Genomic DNA, 19,638 nt, shown 5'->3' with positions numbered 1-19,638 from the left:
CGATAACCGACCTTAGCCCAGTATCCGCGCAAGCGCGGTACGGTAACGCGCGCTGATCGCATCACGGTTCACGTGACGACCATCGCGGACCAAGGCCCGACCATTGCGCCAGACGCTGCGAAGGGCGCCATTACGTGCGGCGAACAGCCAGCTGTCAAGCAAGGCGTCACCGCCGCGGTTGAGCAGGGCTGGATGCTGGGCATCCAGTTCCAGCAGGTCAGCAGCAGCGCCCACACTCAAACCTGCCTGCACGCCCAACGCCTGTGCGCCACCCTCGCCTGCCTGCTGGTAAAGCCAGCGGCCGCTGGATAGATCGCCCGGCGAAAGCACGTTGCGCCCGCGCAACTGCAGGCGCTGGCCGTACTCGAGCAGACGCAGCTCCTCGGCCGCATCGATCAATACATTTGAATCGGAGCCGACGCCGAAGCGACCACCGACCCGCACGAACTCGCGCATCGGGAACAGACCGTCGCCCAGATTGGCCTCGGTGATCGGGCACAGGCCGACCACCGCACCACTTTCCGCCATCAACTGCACTTCCCTGTCGTTGACATGGGTAGCGTGCACCAGGCACCAACGCGCATCGACGGCGGCATTGGCATGCAGCCATTCGACCGGTCGCTGGCCGCTCCAGGCCAGGCAGGCATCGACTTCGCGGGTCTGCTCGGCAATATGGATATGGATCGGGCCCGGTGCCAACGCAACCAGCGCCTGCAGTTCCTCCGGTGTACTCGCGCGCAGGCTGTGTGGGGCCAGCCCCAGCACAGCATCAGGCGTGTCTGCCAGGGCTCGCTTGCAGGCGCCCAGCAGGTCCGAAAAACCATCGATGTCGTGCAGGAAGCGCCGCTGCGCCGGGGTCGGCGCGGCTCCGCCAAAGTCGCTGTGCGCGTAGAACACCGGCAGCAGGGTCAGACCCAGACCGGTTTCATCCGCCGCCGCCGCAACCCGTACCGACATTTCGGCGTGGTCGGCGTAACGGCTGCCGTTTTCGGTGTGGTGCAGATAGTGGAACTCGCCGACGCGGGTGAAACCGCTTTCCAGCATCTCCATGTAGGCCTGCGCGGCAATGGCCTGGAAGGTATCCGGGTCCAGGCGGTCCAGGAACCGGTACATCAGCTCGCGCCAGCTCCAGAAGCTGTCGCCCGAGCGTCCACCAACTTCGGTGAGCCCGGCCATCGCCCGTTGGAAGGCATGGCTGTGCAGATTGCCCAGGCCCGGCACCACCACGTCCAGACGCTGCGACTGGCCGTCCCAGGCTTCGCCTGCAGCCACTGCGATGATGCGACCGGCGACGCTGTCGATGCGCACATCCTGCGCCCAGCCCTGCGGCAACAAGGCCTGGGCGGCGTGGAAACGAACAGTTGAGGCTGGCTTGATCGTTGTCACTGGACACTCTCCGATGGTCGCCGTTATTGTATATACAAATAGGCACGGAGAGGGACAATGCGCTGCGACACGCTATGGCACAACGCCAACCTGATGACCCTGGACGACGCCTCGGGCGGACTGGGCAACATCCGCGACGGTGTTGTCGCCGCCCGCGATGGCCGCATCCTGCATGTCGGCCCAGCAGCGGATGCACCGGTATTTGAAGCCGATACCCGCATCGACTGCAATGGCCGCTGGATCAGCCCAGGCCTGATCGACTGCCACACCCATCTGGTCTATGCCGGCAATCGCGCAGGCGAGTTCGAGCAGCGCCTGCAGGGTGTGACCTACGCACAGATCGCCAAGGCCGGTGGCGGCATCGTTTCCACCGTCAGCGCGACCCGCAATGCCGATGACGCGGCCTTGATCGAGGCCAGCCTGCCACGCCTGGATGCAATGCTGGCCGAAGGCATCACCACCATCGAGATCAAATCCGGCTATGGCCTGACCCTGGCCGACGAACGCAAGCAGCTGCGGGTAGCACGCGCGCTGGGGACAATGCGCAAAGTGGACATCGTGCCGACCTTCCTCGGCGCGCACGCAGTGCCGCCTGGCCACGAGGCACAGGCCTACATCAACGAAGTCTGCGCCGTGATGATCCCGGCAATCGCAGCCGAAAGCCTGGCCGAAGCGGTCGATATCTTCTGCGAGAACATCGCGTTCTCTCCGGCGCAGGCACAACAGGTTTTCGACGCCGCCAAACAGCACGGACTGGCAATCAAGATCCACGCAGAGCAACTCTCCAACCAGCACGGCGCGGAATTGGCCGCGCACAATGGCGCACTGTCCGCGGACCACATCGAACACCTGGATGAAGCAGGGATTGCCGCGATGCGCGTCTCGGGCACGGTCGCCGTGCTGCTCCCGGGCGCGTACTACTTCACCCGCGAGACCGTGTTGCCACCCATCCAGGGCCTGCGTGATGCAGGCGTACCGATGGCGCTGGCCACCGACAGTAATCCCGGCACCTCGCCGCTGACCAGTCCGCTGCTGACGATGAACATGGGCGCCACCTTGTTCCGCATGACCGTAGCCGAGTGCATCGCCGGCTTCACCCGCGAAGCCGCGCGTGCCCTGGGCCGCGCGAACCGTGTTGGCAAGCTGGTTGCCGGCATGGATTGCGATCTCGCCATCTGGGACATCGACGCTCCCGCCGATCTGGTTTACCGGATCGGTTTCAACCCTTTGCATGCCCGCGTCTGGCGCGGACAAACCGTTTGAATTTCTGTCTTTTCAACCTCGCACCCTGAACCTCGCACTGCTGGAGCACGCATGAGCACTACCTTGACCCTCCTCCCCGGCCACGTTCCGTTGGCGCAATGGCGGCAGATCTATCGCGGCGCCAACGTGCGCCTGGACGAGTCCGCCCAAGCCGCGGTCCTGCGCAGCGCACAGGTGGTCGACGCCATCGTCGCCAAGGGCGAGCCGGTCTATGGCATCAATACCGGCTTCGGCAAGCTGGCCAGTGTCCGCATCGAGCGGGAAGACCTGGAAACCCTGCAGCGCAATATCGTGCTGTCGCATGCAGCCGGTGTAGGCGAGCCGATGCCCGCCAACGTGGTGCGGCTGATGATGGCATTGAAGCTGACCAGCCTGGCCCAGGGCGCGTCGGGCATCCGCCCGCAGACGCTGGCACTGCTGGAAGCGATGCTGCAGAAGGATGTGGTGCCGGTGGTGCCCTGCCAGGGCTCGGTCGGCGCCTCCGGCGACCTCGCACCGCTGTCGCATCTGGCCAGCGTGATGATTGGTGTTGGTGAAGCCTTTGTCGGCGGCGTGCGGATGTCGGCTGAAGCGGCCTTCAAGCAGGCTGACCTGCAGCCTTTGGTGCTGGGCGCGAAGGAAGGCCTGGCCTTGCTCAACGGCACCCAGTATTCGACCGCTTATGCACTGGCCGGTCTATTCGAAATCGAAGTGGTTTTCCAGGCCGCACTGGTTACCGGTGCGCTGTCGGTGGAAGCCGCCAAGGGCTCGGATACGCCGTTTGATCCGCGCATCCACAGCATTCGCGGCCAGCGCGGCCAGATCGCCACCGCCGCGGTGCTGCGCGAATTGATGCAGGGCTCGGCGATCCGCGAATCGCATCGCGACAACGACGTGCGCGTGCAGGACCCTTACTGCCTGCGCTGCCAGCCGCAGGTGATGGGCGCCGCACTGGACGTGATGCGCCAGGCCGCCACCACCCTGGAGATCGAGGCCAACGGCGTCTCGGACAACCCGCTGGTATTCACCGATACCGGCGAAGCGTTGAGCGGCGGCAACTTCCACGCCGAGCCGGTGGCGTTCGCTGCGGACATGCTGGCGATGGCGATCTGCGAGATCGGTTCGATCAGCGAGCGCCGTACTGCAATGCTGGTGGACCCGGCGTTGTCCGGCCTGCCGGCCTTCCTGACCCCGAAGCCTGGCCTGAACTCCGGCTTCATGATCCCGCAGGTCACCGCTGCAGCGCTGGTGTCGGAGAACAAGCAGCGCGCCTATCCGGCCAGCGTCGACTCGATCCCGACCTCGGCCAACCAGGAGGACCATGTGTCGATGGCTGCGCATGGTGCGCGTCGTTTGATCGCCATGGCCGAGAACGCTGCCAACGTGATCGGCATCGAGCTGCTCGCCGCGGGCCAGGGCTGTGACTTCCACGCACCGCTGCGTTCGAGTCCGGCGTTGGAGCAGGTGCGTTCGACCTTGCGCGCGCAGGTACCGACCTTGGTGGACGACCGTTACTTCCACCCGGACATGGTTGCTGCGACTGCATTGGTGCGCGCTGCCGCGTTGACGGTTGGCTTGGGTGTGCAGTTGCCGGGTGTTGATGTGACTGACAAGGCCTGATTGAAGCGCATGCAGAGCTGGCCGAAAGCCGTGTTGCCATTCCTTCTCGCGCACGCGGGAGAGGCGACAGCCAGCAGCACCGCAATCCGTCAGACCAGGCACAACTCACTGCAAGCCGCGATGCATTCCCTTCTCCCGCCTGCGGGAGAAGGTGGCGCAAAGCGCCGGATGAGGGGAGTTTCTGGCCTTCACCGTGCAAAGCATCCCCTTCTGCCCTTCGCGCATCTTCCCCCGCCAGCGAGGGAAGAACACAGCCTGCCATATCCCAGGAATCCCCATGACGAACGCCCCTGACTGGCTGCAGATCCACCACGGTCACGCTCCACTGATCGTCAGCTTCCCGCATACCGGCACCGAGCTTCCTGCCTCGCGCGTCGGCCACTTCGTGTCTCCGTGGCTGGCACGCCGTGACGCCGACTGGTGGGTGCACGAGCTCTATGCCTTCGCCAAGGCATTGGGCGCCACGACGGTACGCACCGCCATCTCGCGCTCGCTGATCGACGTCAATCGCGACCCATCCGGTGTCTCCCTCTACCCTGGGCAGAACACCACCGGCCTGTGTCCGCTCACCACCTTCGACAACCAGCCGCTGTACCGCGCCGGGCATGAGCCCGATGACGCGGAGATCCAGTATCGGCGCGAAACCTGGTTCGATCCCTACCACGCTGCACTGGCCGGCGAGATCGCCCGTCTGCGCGCCCAGCACGAGACCGTTGTCGTCTACGACGCGCACTCGATCCGCTCCCTGATTCCGCATCTGTTCGATGGCGAACTGCCGCAGTTCAATATCGGCAGCGCCGGCCCCAGCGGTGCCCCCGATACCTCCTGCGACAACGCGCTGACCGACGTGGTCGAAAACCTCTGCGCGCTGAGCGGCATGAGCCACGTGCGCAACGGCCGCTTCAAGGGTGGCTGGATCACCCGCCACTACAGCAACACCGCCAACGGCGTGCACACCCTGCAGATGGAGCTGGGTTGCCGCGGCTACATGCACGAACCCGCACCCGAGGACGTGGACGAGCACAGCTGGCCCACGCCCTACGACCCCGAACACGCAAGCCCCGTCCGCAACACCTTGCAGCAAGTGCTCGGCGCTTGTCTGGAATTTGCTACCAGGAGAAATGCATGACCCGTCACGACCCCTCCCGCAACCCGCGCGCACCTCGCGGCAACACGCTCAACTGCAAATCCTGGCAGACCGAAGCGCCGTTCCGCATGCTGCAGAACAACCTCGATGCCGAGGTCGCCGAAGACCCGACCTCGCTGGTGGTCTACGGCGGCATCGGCCGCGCCGCCCGCGATTGGGAAAGCTACGACAAGATTCTTGAAACCCTGCAGCGGCTGGACGACAACCAGACCCTGCTGGTGCAATCCGGCAAGCCGGTCGGCGTATTCCCCACCCATCCGGATGCTCCGCGCGTGCTGATCGCCAACTCCAACCTGGTGCCACATTGGGCCAACTGGGAGCACTTCAACGAGCTCGATAAGAAGGGCTTGATGATGTACGGGCAGATGACCGCCGGCAGCTGGATCTACATCGGCAGCCAGGGCATCGTCCAGGGCACCTACGAAACCTTCGTCGAGATGGGCCGCCAGCACTACGGTGGCAGCCTGAGCGGCAAGTGGATCCTCACCGCCGGTTTGGGCGGCATGGGTGGCGCACAGCCACTGGCTGCTTCGCTGGCCGGTGCCAGCAGCCTGACCATCGAATGCCGCCAGAGCAGCATCGACTTCCGCCTGCGCACCCGTTACGTCGATGAGCAGGCCAGCGACATCGACGACGCCTTGGCACGCATCGCCAAGTACACGGCGAGCGGTGAAGCCAAGTCGATTGCCCTGCTTGGCAATGCCGCCGAGATCCTGCCGGAACTGGTACGCCGCGGCGTGCGTCCGGACTGCGTCACCGACCAGACCAGCGCCCACGACCCGGTGCACGGCTACCTGCCGATCGGCTGGAGCGTGGAGCAATGGCTGGCCGAACAGCAAGCCAATCCGGAGAAAGTGCGCGATGCCGCCAAGGCCGCGATGCGCGTGCACGTCGAAGCGATGCTCGCCTTCCACGCTGCAGGAATTCCCACCGTCGACTACGGCAACAACATCCGCCAGATGGCCTTCGACGAAGGCTTGAAGAATGCCTTCGATTTCCCAGGTTTCGTACCGGCCTATGTACGCCCGCTGTTCTGCCGCGGCATCGGCCCGTTCCGTTGGGTGGCGCTGAGCGGAGATCCGGAAGACATCTACAAGACCGACGCCAAGGTGAAGGAAATCATCGCCGATGATCCCAACCTGCACCGTTGGTTGGACATGGCGCGTGAGCGCATTGCCTTCCAGGGCCTGCCGGCGCGTATCTGCTGGGTCGGCCTGGGCCTGCGTCACAAGCTCGGGCTGGCCTTCAACGAGATGGTGCGCAATGGCGAACTCAGCGCGCCGGTGGTGATCGGTCGCGATCACCTGGACAGCGGCAGCGTCGCCTCGCCCAACCGCGAAACCGAATCAATGAAGGACGGCTCGGATGCGGTCTCCGACTGGCCGCTGCTGAACGCCATGCTCAATGTCGCCGGCGGCGCAACCTGGGTCAGCCTGCACCACGGTGGCGGCGTTGGCATGGGCTACTCGCAGCACTCCGGCGTAGTCATCGTCTGTGACGGCAGCGAGGCCGCCGACCAACGCATTGCACGCGTGCTGTGGAACGACCCCGGCACCGGCGTGATGCGCCATGCCGATGCCGGCTACGACATCGCCATCGACTGCGCCAAGGAGAAGGGACTGGATCTGCCGGGCATCCTCGGCTGACCGAGCGCCTCTGGCCGTGAATGCAACGGGCAGGCCTGTGGCCTGCCCGTTGTGCTTTCCGTACTGAAGTCCAACTGGTTGTGCCCGCCATGAGCCGGGCTACCGCAACGCACCCAAGCCCGGCATCACCCGCTTTTTGCAAGCCTGCGACCGGCACAGACCCGCCGTTACGCTCATCCATGCGATGTGCTATTGAAGGCAAACGATCAAACCGTTGGTCCTGCCATGCACGGCTTGCTTGCCCTACTCCTGTTACTCGCCGCGGGAACTGCTTCGGCCCTGGACGTGCCGGCACCCGCGCCCGCGCAGCTTCAGCACTCCGATGTAGATGCCGCCATGCCCGGGCTTGCGAGGCTCACCTTGAGCCGCCTGCCCCAGGGCGACGAACAACCGCTGCTGGATACCCGCTTCCGCCTGCAGCTAGTCGCAGGCCAGTACCCACAGGCGGTTGAAAGCATCCACAAGCTGCGCGCTTTGCGCGGCGATCCACCCCAGCAGCCACCGTTGTATCTCCAGTACGAGATCTACGCGAGCGCCAAACAGCTGCAGCAAGCGCAGCGGATCAGTTTCGCCGACGCATGGATGCGGAGTTTTGCAGACCACTTCCAGCGGCTCGATGACCCGACGGCCCTGAAAGCCGAATTCGCTTTAGGCAGCAATCTGCAACGCCTGCGCGAACAACGGGACAGACTGGTCGATGCCACCGCCAGTGTCGCAGCGCTGAACGGTGAGCAAGCCACCGCCCTGCTGCGGGCGTGGCAGGTGCACGCCGCATACGCGGAGTTTCTGCCGCTGGTGCCGCAGGCGATCAGCGAAGACGACGCGCGGCGTTACAGCATTGACCGTAACATCAGCATTACCACGCCCGATGGCGCACGCATCTCCGCCATCTCCGTGCATCCAGCCAAGGCCCGCCAACTGCCGGTGCTGCTGACTTTCACCATCTATGCAAACGACGACTGGGCCTGGTCCGATGCCAAGACGATGGCCGCACATGGCTATGCGAGCGTGGTTGCCTACAGTCGCGGCAAGGGCCGCAGCCCTGATCCGATCCGTCCGTATGAGCACGACGGCAGCGATGCCGCGGCCGTGATTGCCTGGGCTGCCGCCCAACCGTGGAGCAACGGCAAGGTCGGCATGTACGGCGGCAGCTACAGCGGCTTTACCCAGTGGGCGGCACTCAAACAGCGCGCACCCGCACTCAAGGCCATCGCCACCTCGGCAACCACCGCTCCCGGCATCGACGTGCCGATGGAAGGCGGAATCTTCCTCAACTTCATCTATCCCTGGCCGTTCTACACAACGAACAACACCTCGCTGGACGAGGCAACCTATGGCGACAGCGGGCGATGGAACGCCTTGAACAGCCGCTGGTATCGCAGCGGCCAAGCCTATCGCGACCTGCCGGCGCTGGACGGCGCCGCAAACCCCTGGTTCGAGCGCTGGTTGCAGCATCCCACCTACGATGCGTACTGGCAGGCCTTGATTCCCCAAGGGCGCGAGTTCGCTGACATCGGTATCCCTGTACTAGCGACAACCGGCTATTTCGACGGCGCGCAGATTGGCGCCCTGCACTACTTCCGCGAGCATCTGAAACAGCGCCCGGATGCCGATCACACGCTGCTCATCGGTCCCTATGAGCACTTCACCATGCAGACCGGCGTGCCCGAGCGGATGCAGGGCTATACGCCCGATCCGGTGGCGCGCGTGGACCTGCAGGCACTACGCTTGGCCTGGTTCGACCACGTACTCAAAGCAGCGGCCAAACCAGCACTGCTGGCTGACAGGGTCAATTGGCAGGTCATGGGCAGCAACCAGTGGCGACACGCCGCATCACTCGATGCAATGCCGACACGCCAACAACGCTTCTACCTGCTGCCCGCCAGCGGCGGCCATCGACTTGCTGCCGAAGCCGCACCCACACGCAGTAGTGTGCAACGCATCGATTTCCGTGATCGCGGCGACGCGGCATGGCAACCGCCAACACAGGTCATCAACCGCGAGCTTGATACCCATGCCGGCCTGGTCTTCCTCAGCGAACCGCTGGCACAGGACACCGAGCTGGCCGGCGCGTTCTCGGGCACGTTGGATTTCAGCCTCAACAAACAGGACGCCGACATCGCGCTCGCCATCTACGAACTCACCGCCGACGGCGACTATCTCGATCTTGCCTACTGGCTGCAGCGGCTCAGCCATGCAGCCGACCCCAGCCAGCGCCAGCTGCTCGCACCCGTACAACGCCACAGCGTGCACTTGACCGACACCCGTTTGCTGGGCCGCAAGCTCGCTGCAGGCAGCCGTCTGGTCATCGCCCTGGGGGTCATCAAGCAACCGGATCGACAACTCAATCTCGGCAGCGGCAAGGACCCAAGCGATGAAACCCTGGCTGATGCAGGTGCGCCCCTGGAGATACGTTGGTATGGCAGCAGCCATATCAACCTGCCGGTGCGCGAATGAGGCGTGCGCCGACGCCTGCCTTCTCTGCATGCCCCGCTGGAATCAAAATCAGCGATGCGTGGATGCGCGCACTGCACTGGAAATGCCCGGATCCTGGCGAGGCCCCTCGATCAACTGCCCGTAGCGGCATTGTGCGCGCACGACGTTCAGCCGAACGCACTACCTCGAGCCGGAATCAGACAGATACACAGTGCTCGACGATCAACTGGATCGCCTTGCCGCCGCGATAGTCATCACTCACCAGACGGTAGGCAATCTGCACCTGTTGCGAAGGTGCCGTGCCATTCCAACCATTGAAGTAAATGGCATTGATCCGCGCGGCGCTGCCCGATTGGCGCAGCACCAGCTTCAGATGACGTTCTTTCAGCACCCGCCATTCAAGTACTTCGAATGCGCCATCAAACAGTGGCTCGGCAAACCCTTGGCCGAACGGACCGGCCAAACGCAGGGCCTCGGCATGTTGGAAGTCCAACTCGGCGGCCAACAACTCGCCATCGCTGAGCAGTTGTTGCTGCAGCAGCGCCGGATCCAGGCTGTGCTGCACCTGCTGCTCGAATGCAGTTTTGAACGCATCCAGATTTGCTAGCGGCAAACTCAGCCCGGCAGCCATCGCATGGCCACCAAACTTCTCCATCAACCCTGGGTGATTGGCGTTCACTGCAGCCAAGGCGTCACGAATATGGAAGCCGCTGATCGAGCGCGCCGAACCACGTAATGCATCAGCACCGGGCTCGACCGGGGCGAACGCAATCACCGGCCGATGCAGCCTGTCCTTCATCTTTGAAGCGACGAGGCCGACCACCCCCGGATGCCACTCCGCATCGAACAAACACGCCGCAACCGGCCGCTGCATGGCGTCATCCAGCAGTGCGCGGGCGACGGCACGCTCGGCATCATCGGTCATGACCTGCTGTACCGCGCGGCGCTCGGCGTTGATCTCTTCCAGCAGCGTGGCGATATGCCGCGCCTGTGCGGGGTCTTCGGTCAGCAACAACTCGATGCCCAGCGCCATGTCTTCCAGGCGCCCTGCCGCGTTGAGGCGTGGCGCAACCGCGTAGCCTATGTCGCTGGCACTGAGTCGGCGCGGGTCGCGGCCGCTGACCTCGATCAAGGCCTGCAGGCCGACGCTGGCCTTGCCAGCACGCAAACGACGCAGACCGGCAGAAACCAGGGCGCGGTTATTCTCATCCAGCGCCACCAGATCGGCGACAGTGCCGACGGCAACCAGATCCAGCAGCGTCAGCAGATCCGGTTCCGGTAGAGTTCCGAATGCCGCCTGCTCGCGCAGGTGGCGACGCAGCGCCATCAGTACGTAGAAGATGACGCCAACGCCAGCCAGCGCCTTGCTGGGGAATGCATCGCCGTCCACGTTCGGGTCGACAATCGCGTCGGCTGGCGGCAACTGTTCACCGGGCAAATGGTGGTCGGTCACCAATACCTGCCACCCCAGGGCCTTTGCCGCACGTACACCGGCGTGACAGGCAATGCCGTGATCGACCGTGACCAGCAGGTCCGGCTTCAGCGCGGCAAGTTCCTCGACCAGGGACGGCGACAGGCCGTAGCCATGCACCATCCGGTTCGGCACCGCATGCACGACGTCACTCGCGCCCAGCATGCGTAAGCCGCGCACGCCCACTGCACAAGCCGTGGCCCCGTCACAGTCGAAATCACCGACGATCAGGATGCGTTTGTCGCTGGCGATGGCATCAGCCAACAACTGCACGGCGGCCTGCATACCGCCCAGCAGCTCCGGCGCGTGCAACTGCGCCAGTCGCGGCTGTGCCTGCTCCGGGGTGATCGCACCTCGCGCGGCATAGATGCGGCGCAGCAGCGGCAGGGTGTCATCACTCCAGCCTTCGGTCGCGACCATCGCGCGTCGAACGATCTTCAAACCATCACTCATCAGCAAGCGTCATGATCGGTTTCTTCCACAGGAGCCAACGCTGCCTGCGGGTGATGCGATAGCCGATGCCATCTTCGAAATCCAGCTGCAACTCGCTGAGTTCGCCACGCTTGAGTGCATCGAGCAAGGGAGCGATTGCATCCCGCGCAAGCTGCTGCAGCGAACGCAGCTGGCGCAGATCGACCAGTGCATCCACGCTCTGCTCGCCGCCCAGGCGCACGCCAGCCATCGCAGCCAAGCCTTGCACCAGCGCATCGCGACTGCGCACCTGTGCGTGCGCGGTATGCACGGTTTGCGGCAGCATGCCCGCACCCCAGAACCACAGCGAGTTCACTGCTCGTTGGCCTTGTGCCACCCGTTGTTCGTTCCATGGATGCTGGTGCAGCACCACCTGCGCTTCGGTCAACAGGGCACGCCAGCGGCGTCCGTTTTCACCGCTGGGCAGATGCGAAAACAAATCGTCGCCGAGCACCGCGTCCGGTTCTGCAAACTCGGGCAGCGGTGTGTCGACCGGCAGACGCAGATACCAACGCGACGGCGTCGGCGCATCCAATTGGTAGCCGAAGCCGGCGAACAAAGGCTGCAACGCCGGCAACAAGGCGTCCACGTCAGCCTGCTCCAAGCGCAGCGTCTCGGCGGCCGCCATCAGTCGGGCGCCCTGCATGTCCGGCACGATATTGGCCGGATCGGCGCGCAGCCAGAAGCCCTCGGCGGCATCGCCGGCATCAGTCTGGCGGGTCAAGGCGGCAGCCGACCAGTCGGCCGGCTGCACGCTGAAGTGACCGCGCAACAGCGCCGATTCACCGGCCGTACCGCGCGCACGCTCGGCACCGCCCCCGGCCGTAGCCCCCAGCGCCGGCACTTCGCCCGCCGGAAAACGGCTGCGCGCGGGCAGCAGCAGCGTGGCCTTGGCCATCGTCAGTCGAGGTATTCGACGCTGACGATTTCGTACTCGCGCTGGCCGGCCGGCGCGTCGATGGCGATGGCATCGCCTTCGTTCTTGCCGATCAGGGCGCGTGCCACCGGCGAGGAAATGGCAATCAAGCCCAGCTTGATGTCCGCTTCCAGGTCACCAACGATCTGGTAACGCTTCTCTTCGTCGCTTTCCACGTCGGCCAGCGTCACCGTTGCGCCGAACACCACCTTGCTGCCGGCGTTGAGCTTGCTGATGTCGATGACTTCCGAATGCGACAGCTCACCTTCCAACTGCTTGATGCGGCCTTCGATGAAGCCCTGCTCTTCGCGTGCGGCGTGGTACTCGGCGTTTTCCTTCAGGTCACCATGCTCGCGTGCTTCGGCGATGGCGGCGATGACCTTGGGGCGCTTCTCCGACTTCAGGTGATCCAGTTCGTCACGCAGGCGCTTGGCGCCCTTCATCGTGATGGGGGCTCTCATGCATTCAACTCCTTGTGCAGTTCCTGCAGCGACAACACCGGACCGGTGCCACGGAACTCCAGCGACTGTACCAGCGCCTTGGCGCCGGCAACCGTGGTGGAGTACGTGATGCGGTTCTGCAGTGCTTCGCGGCGGATCGAGAACGAGTCGTTGATCGCAGCACGGCCTTCGGTCGTGTTGACGATGTAGACGATCTCGCCGTTCTTGATGCTGTCCACGATGTGCGGACGGCCTTCAACCACCTTGTTGACGACATCACAGGTGTAGCCGTGCTGCTGCAACCACGCGGCGGTGCCGCGGGTAGCAACCAGCGAATAGCCACGTTCGACCAGGCCCTGCACCGCCGGCATCACGCGCTGCTTGTCAGCGTCACGCACCGAGATGAAGACCTTACCGACCGGCGGGGTCTTGATACTGCCGGCTTCCTGCGCACGTGCAAACGCTGCACTGAAGGTGCGGCCAACGCCCATCACCTCGCCGGTGGAGCGCATCTCCGGCCCGAGGATCGGATCGACGCCCTGGAACTTGGCGAACGGGAAGATCGCTTCCTTCACCGAGTAGTAGCCCGGCACGATTTCCTTGGTCGCGCCCTGCTCGGCCAAAGTCTTGCCAGCCATGCAGCGGGCAGCGATCTTGGCCAGCGCCATGCCGGTGGCCTTGGACACGAACGGCACGGTGCGCGAGGCACGCGGGTTCACTTCCAGCAGGTAGATCACGTCGTTGCCATCGGCGTCGGTCTGGATCGCGAACTGGGTGTTCATCAGGCCGACGACCTGCAGTGCCTTGGCCAGCTCGGTGACCTGGCGACGCAGTTCGGCCTGGGTTTCAGCCGACAGCGAGTACGGCGGCAGCGAGCAGGACGAGTCACCGGAGTGCACGCCGGCTTCTTCGATGTGCTCCATCACGCCGCCGATCAGGACCTTGCCGTCCTTGTCGCAGATGATGTCGACATCGGCTTCGACCGCGGCATCGAGGAAGTGGTCCAGCAGCACCGGCGAATCGTTGGACACCTTGACCGCGTCGCGCACGTAGCGGGCCAGGTCGGCTTCGCTGTAGACGATTTCCATTGCACGGCCGCCAAGCACGTAGCTCGGGCGCACCACCAGCGGGTAGCCGATTTCGCGAGCCAGCAGCAGGGCTTCCTGGTCGTTGCGGGCAATGCGGTTCGGTGGCTGCTTCAGGCCGAGCTTCTCGACCAGCTGCTGGAAGCGCTCACGGTCTTCGGCCAGGTCGATGGAGTCCGGCGAGGTACCGATCACCGGCACGCCATTGGCTTCCAGCGCTCGCGCCAGCTTCAGCGGGGTCTGGCCGCCGTACTGCACGATCACGCCCTTGGGCTGTTCCAGCTCGACGATCTCCAGCACGTCTTCCAGCGTCAGCGGCTCGAAGTACAGACGGTCGGAGGTGTCGTAGTCGGTCGAAACGGTTTCCGGGTTGCAGTTGACCATGATGGTCTCAAAACCATCCTCGCGCAGGGCGAGCGCAGCGTGCACGCAGCAGTAGTCGAACTCGATGCCCTGGCCGATGCGGTTCGGGCCACCGCCCAGGATCATGATCTTGTCGCGGTTGCTCGGTGCGGCCTCGCACTCGTCCTCGTAGGTCGAGTACAGGTAGGCAGTGCCGGTGGCGAACTCGCCAGCGCAGGAGTCAACGCGCTTGTAGACCGGACGCACCTTGTGGGCGCGACGCAGTGCACGGATGGCCGCTTCGTTGGTGCCGGTCAGCTGCGCCAGGCGAGCGTCGGAGAAACCGGCGCGCTTGAGCTTGCGCAGGCGCGCTGCGTTCAGCGAGTCGATGCCTTCGGCATGAACCTGCTTTTCGTCAGCGATGATCTCTTCGATCTGGTCGAGGAACCACGGGTCGATGTGTGACAGGCCGTAGATCTCTTCCACGCTCATGCCGGTGCGGAAGGCATCGCCCACGTAGAACAGACGCTCCGGGCCCGGGGCCTTGAGCTCACGCTTCATGGTGGCGACGTCGTCGGCATTGCCCAGGTCCAGCTCGGTCGGGTCGAGGCCGACCTTGCCGGTTTCCAGGCCACGCAGCGCCTTCTGCAGCGATTCCTTGAAGGTGCGGCCCATCGCCATCACCTCGCCCACCGACTTCATCTGGGTGGTCAGGCGTGCGTCGGCGGCCGGGAACTTCTCGAAGGCAAAGCGCGGAATCTTGGTGACGACGTAGTCGATGGACGGCTCGAACGAGGCCGGGGTCAGGCCGCCGGTGATTTCGTTCTTCAATTCGTCCAGGGTGTAACCGACCGCCAACTTGGCTGCGACCTTGGCGATCGGGAAGCCGGTGGCCTTGGAGGCCAGTGCCGAGGAACGCGACACGCGCGGATTCATCTCGATCACTACCACGCGGCCGGTGGTCGGGCTGATGCCGAACTGCACGTTCGAACCGCCGGTATCCACGCCGATCTTGCGCAGCACGGCGATGGAGGCATCGCGCAGGCGCTGGTATTCCTTGTCGGTCAGGGTCTGTGCCGGTGCCACGGTGATCGAGTCACCGGTGTGCACACCCATCGGATCGAGGTTCTCGATCGAACAGACGATGATGCAGTTGTCCGCGGTGTCGCGGACCACTTCCATCTCGAATTCCTTCCAGCCCAGCACCGATTCATCGACCAGCACTTCGGTGGTCGGCGACAGTTCCAGGCCGCGACCAACGCTCTCGATCAGCGCGTCGCGGTTGTAGGCGATGCCGCCGCCGCTGCCGCCGAGGGTGAAGGACGGACGGATGATGGTCGGGTAGCCAACGCGGGTCTGGATTTCCAGCGCCTCTTCCAGCGTGTGGGCAACGGCTGCAGTCGGGCATTCCAGACCGATCTCGCCCATCGCCACGCGGAACAGCTCGCGGTCTTCGGCCATGCGGATGGCTTCGCGCTTGGCACCGATCAGCTCGACGTTGTACTTCTCCAGCACGCCGTGGTCGGCCAGGTCCAGCGCGCAGTTCAGCGCGGTCTGGCCGCCCATGGTCGGCAGCAGCGCGTCGGGGCGCTCCTTGTCGATGATCTTCTCGACCGTCTGCCAGTTGATCGGCTCGATGTAGACGGCGTCGGCCATCTCCGGGTCGGTCATGATCGTGGCCGGGTTGGAGTTCACCAACACCACGCGGTAACCCTCGTCGCGCAGCGCCTTGCACGCCTGCGCGCCGGAGTAGTCGAACTCACAGGCTTGGCCGATGACGATCGGGCCGGCGCCGATGATCAGGATGGTTTTTAGGTCGGTGCGCTTTGGCATTTTCTTCTCTAAGTCAGTACAGCGTGTCTGGGGGAAGTGATCGCACGCTGTCGATCAGGAAAACTCTTCTGGATCAATCGTGACACCGCATTGGCTCTGGATGCGCTCGCTCATGCGCAGCGGCAGGCCATCGGGCATCTCGCCCAGCTCCGCAAGCACGGCGCCCAAGGCTTCATAGGAGCCGCTGGCCATGAACTCACCTACCTGCTTGCGCTCCAGCTCGCTGGGCTCGCCCTCGAACTCGGCGGGCAACGCAGTGCCGTACATCATCTGGCGCTGGGTAGCGACCATGCGCTTGCCGCCTTGGCTCGTGTAGAACGCCTGCCAGCGCTTGAGGTGCTGCTGCCCGTCGCTGCCAACATTGGCGACAAGACGATCCACCAGTGCTTCATTCAGGACCTCGCCGATCGGCGTGGCCATGCACTCGCGTTGCGCTGCCGGAATCTGCTGGAAGAGCGTGACATTGGCCAACATGGAAGTGGCTGCATCATTGCCCATGCGTTCAAAGCCGGTCAGCGGCAGCAGATCGCGGATCTCCTGCGCGGTCACAGGCGCCGCGCTGGCCACCGAGGTGGCCAGCAGCGCCGGCAACATCAGCCAGCGCGCCTTGCTCACGCCTTGGCCCCTTCCATCAGGGTGATGAAGCGGTCGAACAACGGTGCCACGTCACGCGGGCCCGGCGAGGCTTCCGGGTGCCCCTGGAAGGAGAACGCCGGTGCATCGGTCAAGGCGATGCCCTGGATGGTCTGGTCGAACAGCGAGCGGTGGGTGACCCGCACATTGGCCGGCAGCACGCTTTCGTCGATGGCGAAACCGTGGTTCTGCGAGGTGATCATCACCCGGCCGTCGTCGATGTCCTGCACCGGATGGTTGGCACCGTGGTGGCCGTGACCCATCTTCATGGTCTTGGCGCCTGCAGCCAGACCGAGCAGCTGGTGGCCCAGGCAGATACCGAAGGTCGGGATCTTCTGCTCCACGAAGGCCTTGATCGCGCTGATGGCGTAATCGCAGGGTTCCGGGTCGCCCGGGCCGTTGGACAGGAACACGCCGTCCGGCTTCAGAGCCAGCACTTCGGCGGCGGAGGTCTGTGCCGGCACCACGGTCAGCTCGCAGCCGCGCTCGGCCAGCATGCGCAGGATGTTGGTCTTGACGCCAAAGTCATAGGCCACAACCTTGAACTTCGGTTCGGCGCGCACGAACTCGTTGCTGTCCAGGTCCAGCTGGCCGTCGGTCCAGCCATAAGACTTGTCGGTGCTGACCACCTTGGCCAGATCCATGCCCTTCAGGCCGGGGAACTTGCGGGCGGCTTCCAGCGCCTTCTCGACATCAATGTCGTCGCCGGCCATCAGCGCGCCGTTCTGGGCGCCCTTCTCGCGCAGGATGCGGGTCAGCTTGCGGGTATCGATGCCTGAGATGGCAACCACGCCGCGCTGGATCAACCAATCCTGCAGCGACACCTGGTTGCGCCAGTTGCTCGGGCGGCGCGGCACATCGCGCACGATCAGGCCCGATGCCCATACCTTGGAGGCTTCATCGTCCTGGTCGTTCATACCGGTGTTGCCGATATGCGGATACGTCAGGGTGATCATCTGCCGGGCGTAGGAGGGATCGGTCAGCATTTCCTGGTAACCGGTCATGGCGGTGTTGAACACCACCTCACCCACGGATAGGCCGGGCGCGCCTACGGATTCGCCCTCGAATACGGTGCCGTCTTCGAGCACGAGAATTGCGGCTTGGGTCACGGGAATCTCACTATGGCTACCGGGGGACTCCGAAGCCACGCCTGCGTTCACGGTCAAAAACCGGTTGCAAAAAAGCGCGGACGGCGGTCTGGGAACCGGTCCGGCTAACGTGTTTCGGCGAGCCGGAATTGTAAAGGCAAGGGGGGCACCAACGCCAGCGCCCCGTGCGCTTTCCTTCAGCTGTTCAGTGATTACAAAAGCCACACTCCGGAAGGATTGTGCTCCGCATTCAGCTATTTCAGGCCTGCTCGGACGTCCCGACCAGATCCCGCACCCGGTATTGCCCCGGGCTACGCTGGCACAGCTGCTTGGCCGCATGCAGCGCCCCACGCGCGAAAATGTCGCGGTTGGTGGCCCGGTGCACCAGCTCCACCCGCTCGCCCAGCCCGGTGAACTGCACGAAGTGCTCGCCGATGATGTCGCCGGCACGCAGGCTGGCGTAACGCGGCTCAGCGCCGCCGTGCTGGGCCGACTCCCCCAGTGTCAACGCGGTACCGGAGGGGGCGTCCTTCTTGTGCACATGGTGCGACTCGACGATGTCGCAGTCCCAGCCCGGCAATGCCGCCGCAGCCCGCTCCACCAGCTCGGCCAGCACTGCCACGCCGAGACTGAAGTTGGTCGCCCAAACCAGAGGAATCTTGTTCGCAGCAGCTGCCAAGGCAGCCTGCTGCTGCTCGCTGATCCCGGTTGTGCCCGACACCAGGCCAACACCGCGCTCCACGCACAGCACCAGCACCGGGTCAAAACCCTCCGGCAGGCTGAAATCGATCGCCACATCAAACGCCGGCGCGCCGGACAGCTCACTGGCAGCGAAATGCGGAATGCCATCGATCACGCGTTGGATCGGCGGTTTGCGCACCACCGCAGCGACCACCTGCAACGAGGAATCTTCTGCCGCAAGACGCAGCAGGGCTTGGCCCATGCGGCCAGAGGCGCCATGGATCAGCAAACGGGTTGGAGTCGTATTCATACCCGCACGCTAACGCTTCAGCGGCCCAGCACACAAGCACAGCGCGCGATTACATCCTGCCGACATGGGTGATCGCACGGCTGCCGGTCATATAGGTCCGCCAACGGGTGCGCTCCACGGTGTCGCGACCGCGGCTGACCATGCGCACGCCCGCCATTTCGACAATGGCCGACACCTCAACCTCGGCCGAACGACCATCGCTGGCAATGCTGATGCTGTTCACCTTCTGCTCGTAGCGCAGCGGCATGCGATCACCGAAGGCTTCCCGGAACTCACGCAGCTGGCTCATGCTCTCAGCCAGGGAAGCGCAGTACTGCTCCCTGTCATAGCGCTGCTCGGCCTGCTGGGTTTCGGTCTTGGTTACCGTGGTCTGTACGTAGTCTTTCGACAACATCTCGCATAGCGGCTTGTCGTCGCCTGCCGCAAGCGCTTTGTCGGCACGCAGGTACAGCGCGCGCACCTGTGACTCGGTGATCTTGTTGCCGCCACGCAGATAGATCGATCCGCCTACGGCCAACACCACGACCAACATCACAACGCCAATCAATGACTTCATGTCTTTCCCCTGGTTGCTTCCTGCAATCGACGCAGTGTACAGCCGAAATGCTTCGTTCTACATGGAACCCCTGCCCGCGCCGCTACCAGTTTGGTGACAACACCAAATTGCCCAATGCCGCTTGCCAGGACTGTAGCCCGGGCAAGCGCCACGCACCGGGGGCAAGTGTCCAATGGTCTTTCGGACTGCCTGCCGATGCTCCGGTGCCAGCTGAGGTTGCTCGAGCTTCGCGGCTTACGCCGCTTGTGTCTGCCAGCCGGGTAGATTGTGGTTGAGAGCGGAGTGCGGCAGCCCGTTACGTCGCGGTGCCCAGAAGCACGTGTAGGAGTTGGGGC

14 protein-coding genes are annotated in these 19,638 nt (G+C 64.3%); 5 read left to right on the top strand and 9 right to left on the bottom strand.

Features of this window, described 5'->3' with window-relative positions:
• Window positions 1-12: 12 nt before the first annotated feature.
• Window positions 13-1,377 carry a formimidoylglutamate deiminase gene (locus ACVOMF_RS11440; RefSeq protein ID WP_481509416.1) on the bottom strand — a complete coding sequence of 455 codons (1,365 nt, stop codon included), beginning with the start codon at window positions 1,375-1,377 and terminating at the stop codon, window positions 13-15.
• 66 nt (window positions 1,378-1,443) lie between these two features.
• Here ACVOMF_RS11440 and hutI point away from each other — a divergent pair, with 66 nt between their 5' ends.
• The 5 genes from hutI to ACVOMF_RS11415 all read left to right on the top strand — a co-directional run bounded on the left by hutI (window position 1,444) and on the right by ACVOMF_RS11415 (window position 9,498).
• Complete coding sequence (gene hutI, locus ACVOMF_RS11435; protein WP_481509401.1) at window positions 1,444-2,649, top strand: imidazolonepropionase; 1,206 nt, start codon at window positions 1,444-1,446, stop codon at window positions 2,647-2,649.
• 51 nt (window positions 2,650-2,700) lie between these two features.
• Entirely contained in the window at window positions 2,701-4,248 is a 1,548-nt protein-coding gene (hutH, locus tag ACVOMF_RS11430; RefSeq protein ID WP_481509400.1) for a histidine ammonia-lyase, read from the top strand.
• A gap of 277 nt (window positions 4,249-4,525) precedes the next feature.
• A complete protein-coding gene (gene hutG / locus ACVOMF_RS11425; protein ID WP_481509399.1) occupies window positions 4,526-5,377 on the top strand; it encodes an N-formylglutamate deformylase in 852 nt (283 codons plus the stop codon).
• Window positions 5,374-7,041, top strand: a complete 1,668-nt coding sequence (hutU, locus tag ACVOMF_RS11420; RefSeq protein WP_481509398.1) for a urocanate hydratase — start codon at window positions 5,374-5,376, stop codon at window positions 7,039-7,041. Before hutG ends, hutU begins: the two co-directional genes overlap by 4 nt.
• A 360-nt stretch (window positions 7,042-7,401) precedes the next feature.
• On the top strand, window positions 7,402-9,498 hold the full coding sequence (locus tag ACVOMF_RS11415; protein WP_481509397.1) for a CocE/NonD family hydrolase: 2,097 nt from the start codon (window positions 7,402-7,404) through the stop codon (window positions 9,496-9,498).
• Between the two features lie 175 nt (window positions 9,499-9,673).
• Here the strand turns inward: ACVOMF_RS11415 and recJ are convergent, their stop codons facing one another.
• From recJ to ACVOMF_RS11375, 8 genes are all read right to left on the bottom strand, one after another.
• Window positions 9,674-11,401: a single-stranded-DNA-specific exonuclease RecJ gene (gene recJ / locus ACVOMF_RS11410; protein WP_481509396.1), complete on the bottom strand. Its 1,728-nt coding sequence runs from the start codon at window positions 11,399-11,401 to the stop codon at window positions 9,674-9,676.
• The gene (locus ACVOMF_RS11405) at window positions 11,394-12,317 is read right to left on the bottom strand and encodes a phosphoglycerate mutase (RefSeq protein WP_481509395.1); all 924 of its coding nucleotides are present in this window, start codon (window positions 12,315-12,317) and stop codon (window positions 11,394-11,396) included. Before ACVOMF_RS11405 ends, recJ begins: the two co-directional genes overlap by 8 nt.
• 2 nt (window positions 12,318-12,319) lie before the next feature.
• Window positions 12,320-12,784: a transcription elongation factor GreA gene (greA, locus tag ACVOMF_RS11400; protein WP_481509415.1), complete on the bottom strand. Its 465-nt coding sequence runs from the start codon at window positions 12,782-12,784 to the stop codon at window positions 12,320-12,322.
• Between the two features lie 8 nt (window positions 12,785-12,792).
• The gene (gene carB, locus ACVOMF_RS11395; protein WP_481509394.1) at window positions 12,793-16,035 is read right to left on the bottom strand and encodes a carbamoyl-phosphate synthase large subunit; all 3,243 of its coding nucleotides are present in this window, start codon (window positions 16,033-16,035) and stop codon (window positions 12,793-12,795) included.
• Window positions 16,036-16,089: 54 nt separating this feature from the next.
• The gene (locus ACVOMF_RS11390; protein WP_481509393.1) at window positions 16,090-16,650 is read right to left on the bottom strand and encodes a DUF2059 domain-containing protein; all 561 of its coding nucleotides are present in this window, start codon (window positions 16,648-16,650) and stop codon (window positions 16,090-16,092) included.
• On the bottom strand, window positions 16,647-17,777 hold the full coding sequence (carA, locus tag ACVOMF_RS11385) for a glutamine-hydrolyzing carbamoyl-phosphate synthase small subunit (RefSeq protein ID WP_481509392.1): 1,131 nt from the start codon (window positions 17,775-17,777) through the stop codon (window positions 16,647-16,649). Before carA ends, ACVOMF_RS11390 begins: the two co-directional genes overlap by 4 nt.
• A 238-nt stretch (window positions 17,778-18,015) precedes the next feature.
• Window positions 18,016-18,747: a 4-hydroxy-tetrahydrodipicolinate reductase gene (gene dapB / locus ACVOMF_RS11380; protein ID WP_481509391.1), complete on the bottom strand. Its 732-nt coding sequence runs from the start codon at window positions 18,745-18,747 to the stop codon at window positions 18,016-18,018.
• A gap of 49 nt (window positions 18,748-18,796) precedes the next feature.
• Entirely contained in the window at window positions 18,797-19,303 is a 507-nt protein-coding gene (locus ACVOMF_RS11375) for a hypothetical protein (protein ID WP_481509390.1), read from the bottom strand.
• Window positions 19,304-19,638: the final 335 nt, after the last annotated feature.

Source organism: Stenotrophomonas sp. STEN022 (assembly GCF_056760155.1).
The sequence above is the reverse complement of the archived record's forward strand: the minus strand, read 5'-3'. Positions and strand labels throughout refer to the sequence as shown.